General features: G+C 64.9%; 19 protein-coding genes and 1 tRNA gene. 17 read left to right on the top strand and 3 right to left on the bottom strand.

The genetic code is table 11. From position 1 onward, the window contains the following. Nucleotides 1-69: 69 nt before the first annotated feature. The 6 genes from AS26_RS01395 to ndk all read left to right on the top strand — a co-directional run bounded on the left by AS26_RS01395 (nucleotide 70) and on the right by ndk (nucleotide 3,439). A tRNA-Pro gene (locus AS26_RS01395) sits at nucleotides 70-146 on the top strand. A gap of 61 nt (nucleotides 147-207) precedes the next feature. Continuing rightward, entirely contained in the window at nucleotides 208-441 is a 234-nt protein-coding gene (mtrB, locus tag AS26_RS01400) for a trp RNA-binding attenuation protein MtrB (RefSeq protein ID WP_062305539.1), read from the top strand. A 70-nt stretch (nucleotides 442-511) separates the two neighbouring features. Continuing rightward, complete coding sequence (locus tag AS26_RS01405; RefSeq protein ID WP_083515943.1) at nucleotides 512-1,219, top strand: heptaprenyl diphosphate synthase component 1; 708 nt, start codon at nucleotides 512-514, stop codon at nucleotides 1,217-1,219. A gap of 1 nt (nucleotide 1,220) precedes the next feature. Further along, entirely contained in the window at nucleotides 1,221-1,925 is a 705-nt protein-coding gene (locus tag AS26_RS01410; protein WP_062305540.1) for a demethylmenaquinone methyltransferase, read from the top strand. Between the two features lie 12 nt (nucleotides 1,926-1,937). After that, the gene (locus AS26_RS01415; RefSeq protein WP_062305542.1) at nucleotides 1,938-2,903 is read left to right on the top strand and encodes a polyprenyl synthetase family protein; all 966 of its coding nucleotides are present in this window, start codon (nucleotides 1,938-1,940) and stop codon (nucleotides 2,901-2,903) included. 77 nt (nucleotides 2,904-2,980) lie between these two features. Further along, a complete protein-coding gene (gene ndk, locus AS26_RS01420) occupies nucleotides 2,981-3,439 on the top strand; it encodes a nucleoside-diphosphate kinase (RefSeq protein ID WP_062305543.1) in 459 nt (152 codons plus the stop codon). 39 nt (nucleotides 3,440-3,478) lie between these two features. Here ndk and AS26_RS01425 read toward each other — a convergent pair whose 3' ends face one another. Further along, nucleotides 3,479-4,348: a patatin-like phospholipase family protein gene (locus tag AS26_RS01425; protein ID WP_062305545.1), complete on the bottom strand. Its 870-nt coding sequence runs from the start codon at nucleotides 4,346-4,348 to the stop codon at nucleotides 3,479-3,481. Nucleotides 4,349-4,391: 43 nt separating this feature from the next. Between AS26_RS01425 and AS26_RS01430 the strand changes: the two genes are divergently transcribed. The 7 genes from AS26_RS01430 to AS26_RS01460 all read left to right on the top strand — a co-directional run bounded on the left by AS26_RS01430 (nucleotide 4,392) and on the right by AS26_RS01460 (nucleotide 10,072). After that, on the top strand, nucleotides 4,392-5,144 hold the full coding sequence (locus AS26_RS01430; protein ID WP_245629545.1) for a CheR family methyltransferase: 753 nt from the start codon (nucleotides 4,392-4,394) through the stop codon (nucleotides 5,142-5,144). 95 nt (nucleotides 5,145-5,239) lie between these two features. Continuing rightward, nucleotides 5,240-5,443 carry a hypothetical protein gene (locus tag AS26_RS01435; RefSeq protein ID WP_062305546.1) on the top strand — a complete coding sequence of 68 codons (204 nt, stop codon included), beginning with the start codon at nucleotides 5,240-5,242 and terminating at the stop codon, nucleotides 5,441-5,443. A gap of 100 nt (nucleotides 5,444-5,543) precedes the next feature. Beyond that, complete coding sequence (cbpB, locus tag AS26_RS01440) at nucleotides 5,544-5,999, top strand: cyclic-di-AMP-binding protein CbpB (protein ID WP_062305548.1); 456 nt, start codon at nucleotides 5,544-5,546, stop codon at nucleotides 5,997-5,999. A gap of 12 nt (nucleotides 6,000-6,011) precedes the next feature. Further along, on the top strand, nucleotides 6,012-6,716 hold the full coding sequence (locus tag AS26_RS01445) for a biosynthetic peptidoglycan transglycosylase (RefSeq protein WP_245629546.1): 705 nt from the start codon (nucleotides 6,012-6,014) through the stop codon (nucleotides 6,714-6,716). A gap of 12 nt (nucleotides 6,717-6,728) precedes the next feature. Continuing rightward, nucleotides 6,729-6,965 carry a biotin/lipoyl-containing protein gene (locus AS26_RS01450; RefSeq protein WP_062305549.1) on the top strand — a complete coding sequence of 79 codons (237 nt, stop codon included), beginning with the start codon at nucleotides 6,729-6,731 and terminating at the stop codon, nucleotides 6,963-6,965. Between the two features lie 408 nt (nucleotides 6,966-7,373). Next, on the top strand, nucleotides 7,374-8,210 hold the full coding sequence (locus AS26_RS01455; RefSeq protein WP_245629547.1) for a DEAD/DEAH box helicase: 837 nt from the start codon (nucleotides 7,374-7,376) through the stop codon (nucleotides 8,208-8,210). 11 nt (nucleotides 8,211-8,221) lie between these two features. Beyond that, entirely contained in the window at nucleotides 8,222-10,072 is a 1,851-nt protein-coding gene (locus AS26_RS01460; protein ID WP_062305551.1) for a nitric oxide reductase, read from the top strand. Here the strand turns inward: AS26_RS01460 and AS26_RS01465 are convergent. Further along, nucleotides 10,065-11,138 carry a lytic transglycosylase domain-containing protein gene (locus tag AS26_RS01465; protein ID WP_062305552.1) on the bottom strand — a complete coding sequence of 358 codons (1,074 nt, stop codon included), beginning with the start codon at nucleotides 11,136-11,138 and terminating at the stop codon, nucleotides 10,065-10,067. The genes AS26_RS01460 and AS26_RS01465 overlap by 8 nt on opposite strands. Nucleotides 11,139-11,215: 77 nt before the next feature. Continuing rightward, nucleotides 11,216-11,419: a hypothetical protein gene (locus tag AS26_RS01470; protein WP_062305554.1), complete on the bottom strand. Its 204-nt coding sequence runs from the start codon at nucleotides 11,417-11,419 to the stop codon at nucleotides 11,216-11,218. A 242-nt stretch (nucleotides 11,420-11,661) separates the two neighbouring features. On the opposite strand from AS26_RS01470, the gene AS26_RS01475 reads away from it, so the two are divergent. Genes AS26_RS01475 through AS26_RS01490 form a run of 4 tightly spaced genes read left to right on the top strand, consistent with a single transcriptional unit; the run spans nucleotide 11,662 to nucleotide 15,785 of the window. After that, the gene (locus AS26_RS01475; RefSeq protein WP_245629548.1) at nucleotides 11,662-12,678 is read left to right on the top strand and encodes an RluA family pseudouridine synthase; all 1,017 of its coding nucleotides are present in this window, start codon (nucleotides 11,662-11,664) and stop codon (nucleotides 12,676-12,678) included. 25 nt (nucleotides 12,679-12,703) lie between these two features. Next, the gene (locus AS26_RS01480; protein ID WP_245629552.1) at nucleotides 12,704-13,774 is read left to right on the top strand and encodes a M42 family metallopeptidase; all 1,071 of its coding nucleotides are present in this window, start codon (nucleotides 12,704-12,706) and stop codon (nucleotides 13,772-13,774) included. After that, nucleotides 13,765-14,805: a M42 family metallopeptidase gene (locus AS26_RS01485; protein ID WP_062305556.1), complete on the top strand. Its 1,041-nt coding sequence runs from the start codon at nucleotides 13,765-13,767 to the stop codon at nucleotides 14,803-14,805. The genes AS26_RS01480 and AS26_RS01485 overlap by 10 nt, the downstream gene beginning before the upstream one ends. Next, nucleotides 14,802-15,785, top strand: a complete 984-nt coding sequence (locus AS26_RS01490) for a zinc-binding metallopeptidase family protein (RefSeq protein WP_062305558.1) — start codon at nucleotides 14,802-14,804, stop codon at nucleotides 15,783-15,785. Before AS26_RS01485 ends, AS26_RS01490 begins: the two co-directional genes overlap by 4 nt. Nucleotides 15,786-15,856 lie beyond the last annotated feature (71 nt).

Here is a 15,856-nt window from a genome sequence, read left to right on the forward strand (position 1 = left end):
CGAGCACTTGCGCAAACCGGGGGCGCGTGTTACAATCATTAACGGCTTCACGAAAAGAGCGAAGAACGTCGGGATGTGGCGCAGCCTGGTAGCGCGCTACCTTGGGGAGGTAGAGGTCACGGGTTCAAATCCCGTCATTCCGACCAGCGACCAGCGTGTTGAACGCTGGTCTTCGTATTTTAAGCGGAATCGAAGGAGGCTGCGGCCTTGACAGACACGCCCTACAGCGGCGACTACGTGGTGATTCGGGCGCTCGAAAACGGGGTTCAGGTCAACGGGATGACGCGTGGCCCGCAGACGCGGTTCCACCACGCCGAGAAGTTGGACAAGAGCGAGGTCATGATTGCGCAGTTTACGGAGCACACGTCGGCCATCAAAGTTCGAGGAAAGGCGGTCATCTACACGCGGTACGGGATCGTGCGCACGGACGAGGACGCGTGAGCGTCCCCCGTTTGTGATATACTATCCGCAGCATACGAGGGTCGGCCCGTTCGAAGGAGATGACACCGGCTTGACGGACGCTCGGGAGGCAATGTTTCAGCGCGTCGCGCGTTGCGCCAAGGCGCATATGGATCACCACTACTTGGCCAAGCGGAAGGTCCGCCAGGCGGTGAGTCTATTTCATTTCAATCTCGGCTATGCCATCCTGCAGTCGGCTGCGGTGCCCGACGTGGAAGCGGAGCGGGTGCTCACCGCCGTGCTCCTGCTGGAGCAGGGACTTTCCATTCATGACGAGATCGACGAGTGGGGCGCGGCGGAGCAAGGGCTTGTCGTCTTGGCGGGGGATTACGACAGTAGCAAATACTACCTCATCCTCGCCGAACTCGGAGATCGCCGGCTCATGCATGAATTGTGCGAAGCAGTCGTGCGGATCAACGAGGCGAAGATGGACTTGCTCATGGCGTCGCCGCTTTCGCTGGATGCGTATGTGGAGCGCATGTCGACCATTGAGGCCGAGCTGCTGCGCGCGCTCGTGCGCCACTATCATGCGGATCCAGAACCGTGGATGGCGAAGGTGGAGGAGGCAGTTCGCCACCGCGTCCTGGCCGGCGCTGCCAAGGTTCGCGTGTTCACGCGCGTCACAGGTCCGGCCCGTGCACGCGACGGAAGCGCGCTGACGCCCAAAGACGCAACAAGGCTGCGCGGGACATGGTCGGTACTGGATTACGCCCTTCCCGAAGAGCCGCAAGGGCTTCAAGCAGCGGAAGGGAAGCGTTGAGATGCAAGGAGACAAGTCGGCTTACGTACACGATGTCTTCTCCAAGATTGCCAAGCGTTACGACGCGATGAACTCCGTGCTGAGCTTTCAACAGCATAGGCTTTGGCGCAAGTACGCCATGCGCCAGTTGCCGCTCACGCCGGCGTCCCAGGTGCTGGACGTGGCCGCAGGCACGGGCGCGTGGACGTTTGCCATCGCGAAGCGCTTGGGCCCCGGAGGCCGGGTCATCGGGCTTGATTTCACGGAGGCCATGCTCGAGGTCGCGGAAGCGCGTCGCGAGCGATTCCCGTTTCGCGATCGCGTCCAATTTGTGCACGGCGACGCCATGAACCTGCCGTTCCCAGACAACACCTTCGATTTGTGCACCATCGGTTTTGCGCTGCGCAACATGCCGAGCGCGGAAGGCTGTCTGCGCGAGATGGCCCGGGTGGTGAAGCCGGGCGGCGCGGTGGTCTCGCTCGAGTTGTCCAAGCCTGAGGTCGCGTGGTTTCGGCGGCTGTACTACTTTTACTTTTATCGCATACTCCCTAAAATCGGCGAGCTCGTCGTGGGCGATCGGGAGCCGTACGCATGGCTGCCAGAGTCGCTCATCGATTTCCCTGACCGCAAGGGGCTCGAGGAGATCTTTCGCCGCGTGGGCCTGCGCGACGTGTGGAGCCGCCCGCTGACCTTCGGCATCGCGGCTTTCCACATCGGATGGAAATGAGGAGCGGTCGGCGTGGAATTCCATGAGATTTATCTCCTGTACCGGCATGAACTCGATCGCGTCGAACGGCTGCTGGACGAGCGCGCGCACGCGGATCACGCAGATCTCGCGAGAGCGGGCCGGACGTTGCTCGAGGCGGGTGGCAAGCGGATTCGCCCCCTGTTTGCGCTCATCTGCGGCCTTGGCGAGCGCGAGTGGTCTCTGGATGTCGCGAAGATCGCTGCGGCGCTCGAGATGATTCACATGGCGACCTTGGTGCACGACGACGTGATCGACCGCGCAGATCTTCGCCGAGGCAAGCCGACGGTGAGAAAGAGCTACGGCAATCTGGCCGCGATGTACACGGGCGACTACCTGTTTGCTCGGGCCATCCAGCTGCTCGCCGAGGTGGACAACCTCGAAGTTCATCGTCTCATGGCGAGGGGCATCGTGCTGTTGTGCGAGGGCGAGATCGAGCAGATTGAGGACTTTTACAATTGGTCGCAGGGCGTGATGACATATCTGCGCCGCATTCACCGAAAGACGGCGCTGCTCATCTCCTTGAGTTGCCAGTTGGGCGCCATGGTGGGCGGGGCTCCCGCGCGCGAAGTGGCGGCCTTGGCCCGATTCGGGCACGCGGTGGGCATGGCGTTTCAGATTGTGGATGACCTGCTCGACTTCACAGGCGCGGCGGAGATTGTGGGCAAGCCCGTGGGTGGCGATCTGCGGCAGGGCAATCTCACGCTGCCAGCTTTGCTGGCCGCGTCTCGCCCAGGCATCGGCGAGCGGCTTCGGGATCTGGTGCGCGAGGGCATGCGCGAGGAAGAGGCCGAGGAGGCCATTCGGCTCATCGTCTCGTCGGGCGCGCTCGAGGACGCAGAGCAGTTCGCGGAGCGGTATCTCGAGAAGGCGAGGCTTCTCTTGCAGGGCGTGAGCCGTAAAGCGGTCCGCGAGCAGTTGATGGGCCTTACCTCCTTCATCCTTCGGCGGCAGTACTGACTTGCATTGGGTGCGGAGAATTTCTTACAATAACGCCGTCTGTGGCCTGTCCGCGGACAACAAGCATGGAGCGAGGGATGGAAGACATGGCCCGTGAACAGACGTTTGTCATGGTAAAGCCCGACGGTGTGCAGCGAGGACTCGTCGGTGAGATTGTCGCGCGCTTCGAGCGCAAGGGGCTGAAGCTCGTCGCGGCCAAACTCGTGCAAGTCTCGAAGGAGCTTGCCGAGGCGCACTATGCGGAGCACCGCGAGCGCCCGTTCTTCGGGGAATTGGTGCAATTTATCACGTCGTCGCCGGTGTTCGCTATGATCCTGGAAGGGGAAAACGCCATCGCCGTGGTGCGCGGGATGATGGGCAAGACGAATCCGGCCGAGGCGGCTCCCGGGACGATTCGGGGCGATCTCGGCCTGACCATCGGCATGAACGTCGTGCATGGCTCCGATTCGCCGGAGAGCGCGAAACGAGAGATTGAACTGTGGTTCCCGGAAGGCGCGCTGACGTACGACCGGACCGTGGACGCCTGGTTGGCGTGATGACGACCGCCCGCGCTTGTGCGCGGGTTTTTTCGTCGGTCACGGACGCACAAAGTTCCGAATCGCATCCGCTTGTCGTTCCACACACGCGCGCCCGGCGCGAATGTACCCCGGCAGGCGCTCAAACGGAGGGCCCTTGACGGCGTTCAGTTCGGGCTCCAGAAGGAGGACCGAAGGCGCGTCGAGATCGTTGTCAATCGATTCTCGCAGGAGGATGTCGAAGGCGCGTAGAAAGACGTCGATCATGGTTTTGGGGTGAAATTCGGCCGGCAGCCTGTACAGGTTGACGGCGAGAATGCGGCGACACCCCAGTTGGTGCAGGACGGACACGGGCACGTAGTGGCGCATGGCGCCGTCCACAAGCAGGTAGGGCCCGTGTCGCACGGGAGGGAACACGCCGGGCAGGGCACAGCTGCCGGCCACCGCGAGCGCCATCGCCTCCGTTCGTTCCACGGCGTCCATCCGGATGTCGTTCGGCGTGAAGACGATGGGGCGGCCCGACACGAGATCCGTGGCCAGCGCGAAGACCGGCATCTGCGGCCTGCGGTGCGCGAGCAGGCGCTCAATGTACTGGCGAAAACGCGCGCCGCGCAAAAGGCCCGGCGGAATGGGATCTTGCGCTTGGCAAATTCGGAGACGGCTCGCCGCGAGGGTCAAGATGGACTTCGCGGCCGGAAAGCCATAGTCCACGAGCCGCCAGCCCGGAAAGGAGCGCGCAAGTTGCTCGAGATCTTGGGCCCGATACCCGTAGGCGTAGAGACATGCGACGAGCGATCCTGCGCTGGTGCCCGCGATGACGTCTGGCGTGATCCCCAACCTGTCGAGGGCCGACAGCACGCCGACGTGCGCCGCGGCTTTCAAGGTGCCCCCGGAGAGCGCGACGCCGAGATCCCACTTTCTGTCCGCCACGAAAACCCCCACCTTTGTGGAGTGATTCACACTGGATCCGTACGTGGAATTTGTGGAGCGCGTGCGACAGTTGGCCGGTATCGACCTCAGTCAATACAAGCGGCCTCAGATGGAGCGCCGCCTGGCCCATCTCCGCGACAGGCGCGGCTTCTCGGACTTCCGGTCTTACGCCGAGGCGCTCTCGCGCGACGCCTCCCTGCTTCGGGAACTGGTCGATCGCGTCACCATTCAGGTGTCGGAATTTTTTCGGAACCCCGAACGATGGGCCGATCTCAGGGCGAGGCTTGAGGTCCAGGCCGTCGCGCCGTTGCGCGCGTGGAGCGCGGGCTGCGCCCACGGCGAGGAACCGTACAGCCTGGCCATCCTCTGTGCTGAACTTGGCTTGGAAGCCGACATTTGGGCGACGGATGTGGACGAGCGAGCACTGGAACAGGCTCGACAGGGCATCTTTGCCCTGCGCGCCTTGGCGAACGTGTCTCCGGAACGCCTGCGGCGCTTTTTTGAGCCGACGGACGAGGGCTGGCGCGTGTCGGCCGCCGTCCGCCGCCGCGTGCGCTTCGAGCGGCACGACCTCCTCGCCGATCCGTATCCTCGCGATCTCGATCTCATCGTATGCCGAAACTTGCTCATCTATTTGACCGATGCAGCGAAACAGCGGGTCATCGCCGGATGTGCTCGGGCGCTCAAGCCCGGCGGTCATTTGTTCGTGGGCAGCACCGAGCAGTTGGTCGGGATCGACCTGTGCGGGCTGCGCCTCGTCGCTCCCTTCCTCTACCAGAAAACCGATGGGCCTTGAACCCCAGCTGAACGGCGTTCGTCCTTGGTGTCGAATAGCGCCGACCTTGCGTGGCCACGATACAGGTGGGACACCATGCGAAGGAGGCGAGAACCATGGCGGACGAACGCGTCCACACGCCCGTGTCGGATGGCAACCAGGCGCACGGGAGCGAGGCCTACCTGGATTCGGTGTTCGACGGCATTGACCGGTTGCAGCAGGACGGAGGCGTCGCACCCGAGATCGCGCACGAACGGCTGGACCCAGCTCACGTGCCGCCGCCTGACATGTCGCACCGTCGCGTGGGTTCCGTGTTGTGAGGGGAGGCGCGGCGTCGCCGTATCGGCGGCGACCGCGTTCTGGTAAAATACGAGGCGAACACCGACAGGCGAAGCCTGTGCTTCAGGGAGACGTTCGTCTATGTCTATGGAGACTATGCAGTCTTTGACCTTGCAGGACGAGGACATTGCTCGCCTCATCATCGACGCGGACGATGTGGCTTGCGTTCATCCGCAGCACAGCGCGGAGCATGCGCTGTTGGTTTTGATCAAATCCGGCTATTCCGCCATTCCCGTCGTGACCACGGACGGGCGTGTGGTGGGCATCATCAGCAAGACGCTCATTCTGGACAGGATTCTGGGGCTTGAGCGGATCGAATTTGAGGCCCTCTCCACGTTCACCGTCCAGGACGTGATGCGCACCGAGTTTCACCGCATCGGGCGGTCGGAGCCGTTTCTGCGCGCACTTCAACTGAGCATCGACGCACCGTTTTTGTGCGTGGAAGACGAGAGCGGAAAATTTGTCGGGCTTTTGACGCGCCATGGCATTCTCGCCTACCTCAATGGGGTGATACGCAAGGGGCGGAAACGGCCCTGAGGCGGTGAGGGATTGAGACGACGCGGCTTGATTCGGGCGCTTCTCGCGCTTGTGGCCCTGTGGTTGGCGCAGGACGCGTATTTTCACACGCTGAATCCAATCGCCTCGCGCGTGAGGCAGGCGGCGGCTGTGCGCATGCGAGAGAAGCACGTGCACCCCTTGACCTACAGCGAAATCCCGGCGATCTTTCGCGAGGCCGTGATCGCCACGGAAGACCGGCGCTTCTGGTCCGATCCCGGCATCGATCCGATTGGGATTGCGCGGAGCGTCGTGGTGGACGTGGAGCGCGACGGCTACGTCGAAGGCGGTTCGACGCTGACGCAGCAGCTGGTCGACAACACGCTCCTCGGCAAGCAGAAGACGCTGCGGCGCAAGCTGTTGCAGGCGTGGTACGCCATCGGCCTCTACGACACCATGTCGAAGCAAGAGGTCTTCACGCTGTACACCAACGTCGTGTACTTTGGCCATGGCGCGTACGGGCTGTATAATGCCTGTGAGACGTATTTTGGCAAGCCGCCGTGGGATTGCAATGCAGGAGAGCTCACGCTCGTGGCGGGATTGCCGAACGCCCCGTCCGCATACGACCCATTGACGCATTACGCCTTGGCGCGATCGCGTCAGCAAGTGGTGTTGGAGAACATGGTGGACGACGGCCAGCTTTCTGCGCCGGAGGCGCAGGCCATATGGCGCGAGCCCATTCGGCTTCGTGCCGATTGAAGGAGGGTTCACATGGTGGAGGTGCGTCTTCCCCAACTCGGGGACAGCGTGACCAAAGCGGTGGTCACGTCCTGGCTCAAGGCCGAAGGCGACCGCGTCGAGAAGGACGAGCCGCTGCTTGAGGTGACGACGGACAAGGTGACCGTCGAAGTGCCTTCGGACGTGAGCGGGGTGTTGAAGGAGATTGTCGCCAAAGAGGGCGATCACGTCCGGATGGACGACGTGCTCTGCCGGATCGAGGAAGGCTGAATTCACTCGCGCCGGCGCGGGTTTGCCAAGTACACGATCACAACGGCGGCGACGAATGCCACGATGAACCAGGCAATGAACACCATGTCGTAGCCCCCAGCATCGGTTTCGGGTTGCGCACTTAATCTTGCTCGCTGGGGCGCTTTTCATGCGCGCGTCGCCGCGGAAGACGGGCCGCCCGGCCGGGCGGCCTTTCCGCATGTCAGCAGGTCGCGGCCGCGCCGTACGCGGGCACCAACAGGAAGAACAGCACGAAGATGATCAGAAACACGACGGCCCACTGCGTGTAGCTGCCAAACACGCCGTACATCTCAGCCACCTCCTCTTCGCGGTTCTGGCATATCCTACGCCACGTGTGATCCGCGCGCTAAAGACACGCGCCCGGATTCAGGAAGGAGCGATGGACGCATGAATGTCGACGGCCGGCGGGAGACGCCGCTCGCCAGGCGAGGCGCACCGCGCTTCATTCCGGATCGGCCGCACCTCGTGGAGGACGCCGAGACGGCGCTCCGGCTCGGCAAACACGTGTTGCTGCGCGGGCCCACAGGGAGCGGCAAGACGCGCCTCGCCGAGGCGCTCGCGGATCGGCTTCGGCTCGACATGGAGTCCGTGAATTGCTCGGTCGATCTCGACCTTGAGGCCCTTCTCGGCCACCGCACGCTCGGGATTTCCGAAGGCAGAACCGTTGTCGAATACGTGGAAGGTCCCGTCATTCGGGCCATGCGGCTCGGCCGGATGCTCTACATCGACGAGCTGAACGTTGCCCGGCCCGAGGTGCTCCCGATCTTGCACGGCGCGCTCGATCACCGCCGCCAATTGACCAACCAGCTCACCGCGGAGGTGGTGGTGGCACACCCGAACTTCTGCGTGATTGCGGCCATCAACGAGGGATACGCAGGCACTTCGGCCCTCAACGAGGCCCTGCTCAACCGTTTCGTGGTGTTTGACGTGCCGTACGTGCAGGGTGAGGCGCTGGCGCAATTGATTCGCGAAGCCAGCGCGCTGTCGAGCGCCGATCACGTCGAGCGCTTCGTCCGGCTGTCGGCCGACCTCGTCCGGGCCAGTGAGGTCGGTGAACTGCCCGTCGAAGCGGCATCCGTCCGCGCGCTCCTCGACGCGTGCGACCTGTCGACGCACATGCCGCCCCTTCGGGCCATTCGCTACGCCATCGCCGGCAAGCTGAGCGATCCGAGGGAACAGGATCTGGTCCTGGAACTCGCGTCGAGCTACTTTCGGGGTGAGTAGGGGGCAGGCGGATGTTTCGTTTCACCAGCCCGTACGAGGATGAACCGTCGCTCTCGCTGTACACCGGCCTCGCTCGCGCCTTGTCGGGGGACGGTGACCTGGAGTGCAGGTATGGGCGCCTGTCCAGCTTCAGTCCCGCGGCACACGTCATCGAGCTGCCCGACGTGTATCGGACCGCGGGCGGCGCCGAGCGGCGCTCCCTTGAGCGCGCCGAGGTGTACCTTCGCGCCGCGGGCAGCGCCCGGTTGACCGACTTTGCCGTTCTCGCGGGCGCGCGCCGGGAATGGGAGACCTGCCAGGCCCCGAAGCTCGCCTGGCAGTGGCTGCTCACGGTCGAGGACGCCCGGCTGATGGCCTGGCTCGCTCGCGAGCGCCCGCGCCTCGCAAGGATGTTCGCGAAGCGGCTGGCGTTCCATCGCCGCCGCGTCAGGCGACAGGCCGAGTGGAGATTGCGCGGCAGCGGTCCGACGAACACCGCCGAAGGCGTTTACCTGGAGCTCTTCGCCGAACTTCTTGCGCTGGGGAACGAGGTGCGCCGCGCGCTCTCAGGTGACACCCATGCGGCCGTCCAATGGGCCGCGGATCGCCTGGCGCAGGCGATGGCGCGAGGATCCGTGGAGGATTTGGCTGACATCTGGTTTCAACTCGCTTGGGAGGTCGCCGACGACGCAGGCGGGCGTGCGGACCTTCAGCCCGCCTCGCGATCTCGCCAGGCGCTTCGCCGCGATGACGAAGCCGAGACCGCGTCGGACCTCCGCCTGGACATCTGGACCAGGCCGCGGCACGACAAACGCGGGGCTCTGCTTCAAGGACCGGCGAATGCGGGCGCGGGCGCAGCGCCCGGGGCGCGAGCGGGCCGGCTCGGCGAAGATCAGGTGGCGCACGTGGGGCAAACGGCATTTTCGCGCTTGGCGGGCCCCCCGCGGCGCAGTCAGATGGGCCCGCAGCATGAGGGGCATGCGGATCAAGAGCACGGACACGAGGGGCTGTTCGCCGACGAGGAACAGCCAGGCCGTCCCTATGTCATTCGGGAGCGCGGCTACGTTCCTCCGACCGCCGAGGCTCTGGAATGGCTGCGATCCATCCGCCGCGCGCAGGCGCCAGACAGGCGGCGTCTGCAGAGTCTCCTCGCGAAATATCTCGAGCGCCGCCGCGCTTGGCGAGGAGGATTGTCGCGCCACGGCCGCACGCTGCGGCGCGCGGAGCGCATCGCGTTCGAGCCCTATCCGCGGGTGCTCGCGAGAAGAGACCGGGATCTGTCGCACGACGCCGCTGTGGAAATCCTCATCGACGTCTCGGGTTCCATGGAGCCGTATTTGCCCGCGTGCAAAGAAGCCATCGTGATGCTGGGTGACGCGCTGCGCGCGCTGCGCGCGCCGTTTGGCGTGGCCGCGTACTGGGAAGACGACGCTTCGGCAAGCGCTTCGTTTCTGGAGACGGTCATCTGGGACGTGGTTCCATTTGACCAATCGCGCGATCCCGACGCGCTCGCAGCGGTATGGGCGCTGCAACCGGAACTGGACAACCGGGACGGCGCGGCGATCCGGCACGTCGCCTGGCGGCTGTCCCGGTTCGCCGAGGCGTCGAAGTGGCTGGTCTTGGTGAGCGACGCTCGGCCAGCTGCCGAGGGATACGCGGGGGGCTATGAGGATACGCGCCGCGCCGTTCGGGAGGCGCGCGCCCTCGGTGTCGAGGTCGTGCACCTCGTCGTGGCGAGCGACGTGGATGCCGCGCTCGTGGACGCCGTCCGTTACCTGTACGGACACGCGTTCGCCATCGCGCGATCGCCAAACGATGTGCCGACTGCGCTGGAGCGCGCGCTGAAACGGATCTTGCAGAACGCCGTCCGCGACGTCAGGTGACAGCCAGGTGCAAGACGTCCTCGACGTAGGTGGCCGAGTGGTTGTACATCCAGATGGCGTAATACGGGTCCGAGCTGAATCCCTCTTGGTGCAGCATGTTGGCGGCCGAAAAAATCGCGTCCTCCACGTTGTGGATGTTCGCCACCTTGTGACCCGGCGCTGGGACGCCAAAGACGGCAAACGTCGACGGCATGAACTGCATCGGTCCGATGGCGCCGGCGTACGATTCGATGTCCCCGTCCGTGCTGAAGTCCGTCTCGACTTTGTGGATGGCCGCGAGCACGGTCCACGGAATATCGTACTTCGCGCCGGCGGCCTTGTAGATGGGGATGAGCCATGAGGGCGCTTCGCGCAAGAACACGCTTTGCGCCTGCTGTCCGCCGAAGGCGCTCGAGGGTTCGATGATGAGCCGTTCGCCGGGGTAGATGGCCGTTTGAGTCAGGTGATTCGCGCTGCAGATGGCGGACACGGAGACGCCAAAGATGTTCGAGATCTCCCAAAGCGAGTCCCCCGGTTGAACGGTGTAGGTGAGGTTCGGGGCGACGGACGAGGAACTCGCTTCCGGCGACTTCGGCAACGCGAACGACCGGTGCGCGCCAGAGGGTAGGCGCAACAGCTGGCCGACGTGAAGAACGGTCGAACGAAGGTGGTTGGATTGCATCAGTTGCGCCACGGTCGTGTGGTGGGTCTCCGCAATGGTCCACAGGCACTCGCCTGCACGGACGCGAACGAAGGTCGCTCGGGTGGGCGCTTTCGCCGCCGCGGGTTTCACGCGGACCTCGGACGCGCCGCGCGCCGCCTGACCGTTGAGAGCCATCCTCGGTCGGTGCACGAGTCGCACGTCCAACGCGCCGAAGCTCGAGGTTTCTCCCTCGCGCGATGGGGCTTCTGCCCATTCCAGCCGAAGCGATGGGGATCCGTTTGGCGCGCGCCCGAAAGGGCTGCGCGCGTCGTCGACGGGCGCCATCGGGGAAGGCCCGCTGTTAGCCCCACCGCTCGTCCAAAGTCCCAACGCCGTGAGAAACGCGAGCGCGCCGGCCAGGACGGCCTGCCAACGACGGAACATTCGCATCTCCCCTTTGAAACCATCTTGAGGCCCGTTTATGGAGAGATGTACGCGCCCGCGCGGACAAGTATGACAAGCTAGTCGGATCGATGACTCCATTCGACGGCTTCGAGCAACAGGCCGGCGAATCGCTCCGCGTCGAGCGGGCAGAATTCGAGTTGCACATCGTGGTCCGGTCCGAGGATTTGAATGATATAATCGCACCCGTGAGCGCAGGGCGGCGTATGCCAAACCGCGGCTTCGCGGCCCACCACTCGGTAGGTGTGCGGGACGGTGGACATTCGGCAAGGCACCTCTTTTTCGGGCGAACGAACCCCTATTCGTTATGGCCCGTTCTCGCGCAGCGCAAACGCCGCATAGGGCAGGTGCGCACCGAGAAAGTTAAAATGAGGTGAGTTGGCATGCGCACCCTGGATAAGTTGCTGTATGCAGCGGTACTGGGCGGTCTTGTCGCCATCGGGGTGGCGTACGTGTACTTCTCCGTGCGCCACCTCGGCCTGTGACGTGTAGGGGGTGGGAACGGTTGTTGGAAGAATACGTGGTGCCGAGTGAGCTCGCGGGGCGGCGTTTGTCCGCCGTGCTGAGCGGGCGGCTCGGCATGTCCCGCAGGATGCTCCGGCGCATCATTCAGGCGGGCGGGTTTTATCTGAACGGGGAACCGGTGTACCTCTCCGTGACCGTGCAGGATGGCGATCGCGTCACTTGGGAACGGCCGGAAGAAGAGGTCGCCGTCGAACCCGAGGATATCCCGCTGGACATCTGTTACGAAGATGACGACGTGATCGTCGTTAACAAGCCCGCCGGTATGTTGACGCACCCGTCTCCGCACGAGCGCCGCGGATCGCTTTTGGCCGCTGCCGCGCACTATCTACGCCGCGGCGGCGGCGTGCCACACGCCGTCCACCGGTTGGATAAGTACACGTCGGGCGCGGTCCTCATCGCCAAGCACGCTCATGCGCATCATCAGTTGGACCGCGCGCTCCGTCAGGGGCTCGTCGACAGGCGCTACGTGGCCATTGTGTACGCGCCCGAGGGCTGTGAAACGGGGCGGTGGCTCACGTTCGTGGACGGGCTGGCGCCGAATCCGCACCGCCCTTCTCGGCGCATCGTCGTGCCTCCCGACCGCGGCGATCGCGCCGTCACCCATGTCCTTCCGCTGGTGCAGGCTGGGCCGCTCGCGCTGGTCGCGCTCGTCCTGGAAACCGGCCGCACCCACCAGATCCGGGCGCAGATGGCCTTTCACGGCATGCCGCTCGTGGGCGATCGCGACTACACGTATGCGCTCGCCAACCGGCGCGATCCGCTGGGGCAGGCTTCCTTTTACGAGAAGGCGTTCGGCCGCCAGGCCCTCCACGCGTACGCACTCTCCTGGCCGCGCGTCGAAGACCGTGCGATGTGCAAGGTGCGCGCGCCCGTCGCGAACGACATGCGAGAGCTGTGGCAGACCGTCTCCGGCCAGGACGATATGGAGGCGTGGTGCGACAAGGCACAGGACATTGAGCCGCCGGGCGATCCCATGTACGGGCAAAGCGATGCCTGAGTGGGCGCGCGTGCGGGATGAGGAGGTGTCTCCATTGCCCAAATACTTGAGCGTCTTCAAGCAGTTGCTCGAAGCGCACGGCGGGCCAGGGTTCGAGGAGGACGTGCGCAACCTTATTCTTCCACATCTATCAGAATACGCGGCCCAGATTTGGACCGATCCGCTCGGCAATCTCGTGGGCCTCGTCCCGGGGGTGGGAGAAGGGCGTCGGCCGCGGGTCCTCGTCTCCGCACATATCGACGAAATTGCCCTGGTGGTCACGCGCATCGAAGCGGGCGGATTTCTGCGGCTCGCCCAGGCCGGAGGATTCGATCCGCGGACGCTCGTCGGCCAAGAGGTCTTGGTGCACACGCAAAGCGGCCGGATCTTTGGGGTCATCGGAGCCAAGCCGCCGCATCTCACGCCTCCCTCCGAGCGCTTCAAGGCCGCGAAACTCGAAGATCTGTATGTCGATCTCGCCCTCCCGGAGGAAGAGGTGCGTTCCCGCGTGCGCATCGGCGATCGAGTCACGATTCACCGCGCTCCTCTGGATCTGTTGAACGGGCGGATCGCGGGCAAGTCGGTCGATAATCGGGCGAGCGCGGCCGTTCTGTTGGAGGCGCTCGCCCTGCTCAAGGGCATGGTGCACAGCGCCGATCTGTACGCCGTGTTCACCGTACAGGAGGAGGTCGGCCTCAGGGGGGCGCGAACGGCTAGCTTCGGCCTTGCGCCGGACATCGCCATCGCCGTGGACGTCACCTTCGGGGCATTTCCTGGACAGGCGCCGGATGAATCGTTTCCGCTCGAGGGAGGCGTCGCCATCTCCTTCGGCCCGAATCTCCATCGGCGGGTGTTCAAGCGCCTTGTCGACTGCGCCGAGAAATATGGCATCCCGTACCAAATCGAGCTGTCGCAGCGGCCGGTGGGCGCGGACGCCAATGCGTTTCAGATCAGCGGCCCGGGCCTGGCGGCGGCGCTCATCGGACCGCCGATTCGGTACATGCACACCTCGGTTGAGACCGTCGCCTACGACGACATTTGGCAGTGCGCGCGACTGCTCGCCCATTACGTGGCGGAGGTCGACGCCGCGCAGGTGGAGGAGTTGACATGTTACTGAAGGAACTCACGGAGGCCTTTGGCCCGACGGGCTTTGAAGACGAGGTGCGCGGCATCGTGCGCCGCGAGCTCGACGCGATGGGGCTGTCCGTCCGCACCGATGTCCTCGGCAACGTCATTGCATCCGCCGGCGCGCACCGCCCTGGCCTGCGGGTGATGCTCGACGCGCACATGGACGAGGTCGGTCTCATGGTCACCCACATCGGTGAAGGCCGGGACGAGGGCGGACTGCTCCGCTTCCGGCCGCTCGGCGGCGTGGATCCGCGCGTGCTCGTGTCGAAGCCAGTCGTTGTCGGCGAGCGGCGCATTCCGGGCGTGATTGGCGCCAAACCCGTTCACCTTCAGGAAGCGAGCGAACGGGAGAAGCCCATTCCGATGGAGAAGCTGTACATCGACATCGGCGCCCGCGACGCCGAAGACGCCAGGCGCCACGTGAAGCCGGGCGACCCCGTGGTGTTCGCCACGAAGTACGAAGAGCTTCCACACCGCATGGCCAAGGCGAAGTCGTTCGACGATCGCGTCGGCTGCTACATTCTGCTCGAAGCGCTGCGGCGGTGGAAGGGGGACCTCGCGGTGTTCGCCGCCTTCACCGTCCAGGAGGAGATCGGCCTGCGGGGCGCGCACGCGGCCGCGTATCAGATTGAGCCGGACATCGCCATCGCGCTCGAGGGTACCGTGGCCCACGACGTGGTCGACACGCCTTCCCACGGTCAGTCCACCGTGGTGGGCAAAGGCCCGGCCATCACGGTGCAGGACGCACAGACGGTGGCCAATCGGCGGTTTGCCGAGTTTCTCTGGGAAACCGCGAAGGCGCGCAACATCCCGGTGCAGTGGCGCAGGGTGAAGGGTGGCTCCAACGACTTTGGCGCCATTCACCGCATCGGCAAAGGGGTGCTGGGCGGCGCCATCTCGGTGCCCGTGCGGTACATCCACGCGCCGACGCAGGTGGTGTCGCTCGACGACGTGATGCACGCCGTCGATCTCGTGGTCGCGGTGCTCGACGAGATCGCAAAGGGAGGATTTCGCCCATGAAGGATTGGCTGATGCGGTTGATGGACTTCGTCGCGCCGAGCGGAAGCGAGGCGCCCGTGGTGCAGGCGCTCCTCGATGACGTCCGGGAGGCCGCGGACGAGACGTGGGTGGACGCGCTCGGCAACGGGATGGCGAGAAAGCGGGGCCATGGGCCTCTCCTCCTGTTGGCCGCGCACGTCGACGAGCCCGGGGTCATGGTCATCGACATCGACCCGCGCGGGTATCTCCGTTTGGTCTCCGTCGGAGAGGTGCACGCGCGCGAGTGCGTCGGGCGCCAGGTTCGTTTCATCAACGGCGCGACAGGCCTCGTCCACGCGGATCCGGCCAAGCAGGGCGATCTCGACTTCGACGCCCTCGTGGTCGACGTGGGGGCGCGATCGCGCGAAGACGCCGAGCGCATCGCGCCCATCGGGACGGCCGGCGCCGTGGAGGTTCCCGTTGTGACTTGGGGGCAAAGCCTCGTGACGGGCCGGGCCCTGGACAACCGCCTTGGCTGCGCGGTCGCCGCGGAGGTCTTTCGCAAGCTCGCGGCGAGCGGGCGGAACGTGTGCGTGGCCTTCACGGCGCAGAATGCCGTCGGCGCGAGGGCGGCGCAAGCGGCGGCGTTCCAGTTGGAGCCGCGGTATGCGCTTGTGATGGACGGGGCAAGCGCGGACGACATGTGGCATGATCACCCAGCGATTGGCCTCGGCAAGGGACCCGTCTTGAAGGTGATGGACCGCGCGACCGTGGTGCCGCTCGAGGGCAAGCGTGCCGTGGAAGACGCGGCTTTGCGGTTGAACCTTCCCCTTCAATACGAGGTGTCCCGGGAAGCCTGGAGCGACACGGGCGCCATTCAACTCGCCAGGGCGGGGTGTGTGGCGGTCGCGCTCGGGTATCCCGTGCGCCGGGCGGGGGCGTTCGCGATGACGGCGGACCTCTCCGACGCCGAACGGCTCGTGGACCTCGCTGTGGCGACGGCCGAGGCGTGGTTAGGCTGATGTGAGGGGGCGGGCGCGCCGCCTGCCCCGAGTATGCTATACTACCGGTAATTCGCAGAGACGAACGCTTA

Source organism: Alicyclobacillus sendaiensis NBRC 100866, assembly GCF_001552675.1.
Classification (GTDB): Bacteria; Bacillota; Bacilli; order Alicyclobacillales; family Alicyclobacillaceae; genus Alicyclobacillus; species Alicyclobacillus sendaiensis.

Coding starts and splice junctions, on each gene's coding strand:
- AS26_RS01410 (WP_062305540.1), top strand. CDS start 1,221: ATGCAAGGAGACAAGTCGGCTTACGTACACGATGTCTTCTCCAAGATT.
- ndk (WP_062305543.1), top strand. CDS start 2,981: ATGGAAGACATGGCCCGTGAACAGACGTTTGTCATGGTAAAGCCCGAC.
- AS26_RS01435 (WP_062305546.1), top strand. CDS start 5,240: ATGGCGGACGAACGCGTCCACACGCCCGTGTCGGATGGCAACCAGGCG.
- cbpB (WP_062305548.1), top strand. CDS start 5,544: ATGTCTATGGAGACTATGCAGTCTTTGACCTTGCAGGACGAGGACATT.
- AS26_RS01450 (WP_062305549.1), top strand. CDS start 6,729: ATGGTGGAGGTGCGTCTTCCCCAACTCGGGGACAGCGTGACCAAAGCG.
- AS26_RS01455 (WP_245629547.1), top strand. CDS start 7,374: ATGAATGTCGACGGCCGGCGGGAGACGCCGCTCGCCAGGCGAGGCGCA.
- AS26_RS01460 (WP_062305551.1), top strand. CDS start 8,222: ATGTTTCGTTTCACCAGCCCGTACGAGGATGAACCGTCGCTCTCGCTG.
- AS26_RS01465 (WP_062305552.1), bottom strand. CDS start 11,138: ATGTTCCGTCGTTGGCAGGCCGTCCTGGCCGGCGCGCTCGCGTTTCTC.
- AS26_RS01470 (WP_062305554.1), bottom strand. CDS start 11,419: ATGTCCACCGTCCCGCACACCTACCGAGTGGTGGGCCGCGAAGCCGCG.
- AS26_RS01485 (WP_062305556.1), top strand. CDS start 13,765: ATGTTACTGAAGGAACTCACGGAGGCCTTTGGCCCGACGGGCTTTGAA.
- AS26_RS01490 (WP_062305558.1), top strand. CDS start 14,802: ATGAAGGATTGGCTGATGCGGTTGATGGACTTCGTCGCGCCGAGCGGA.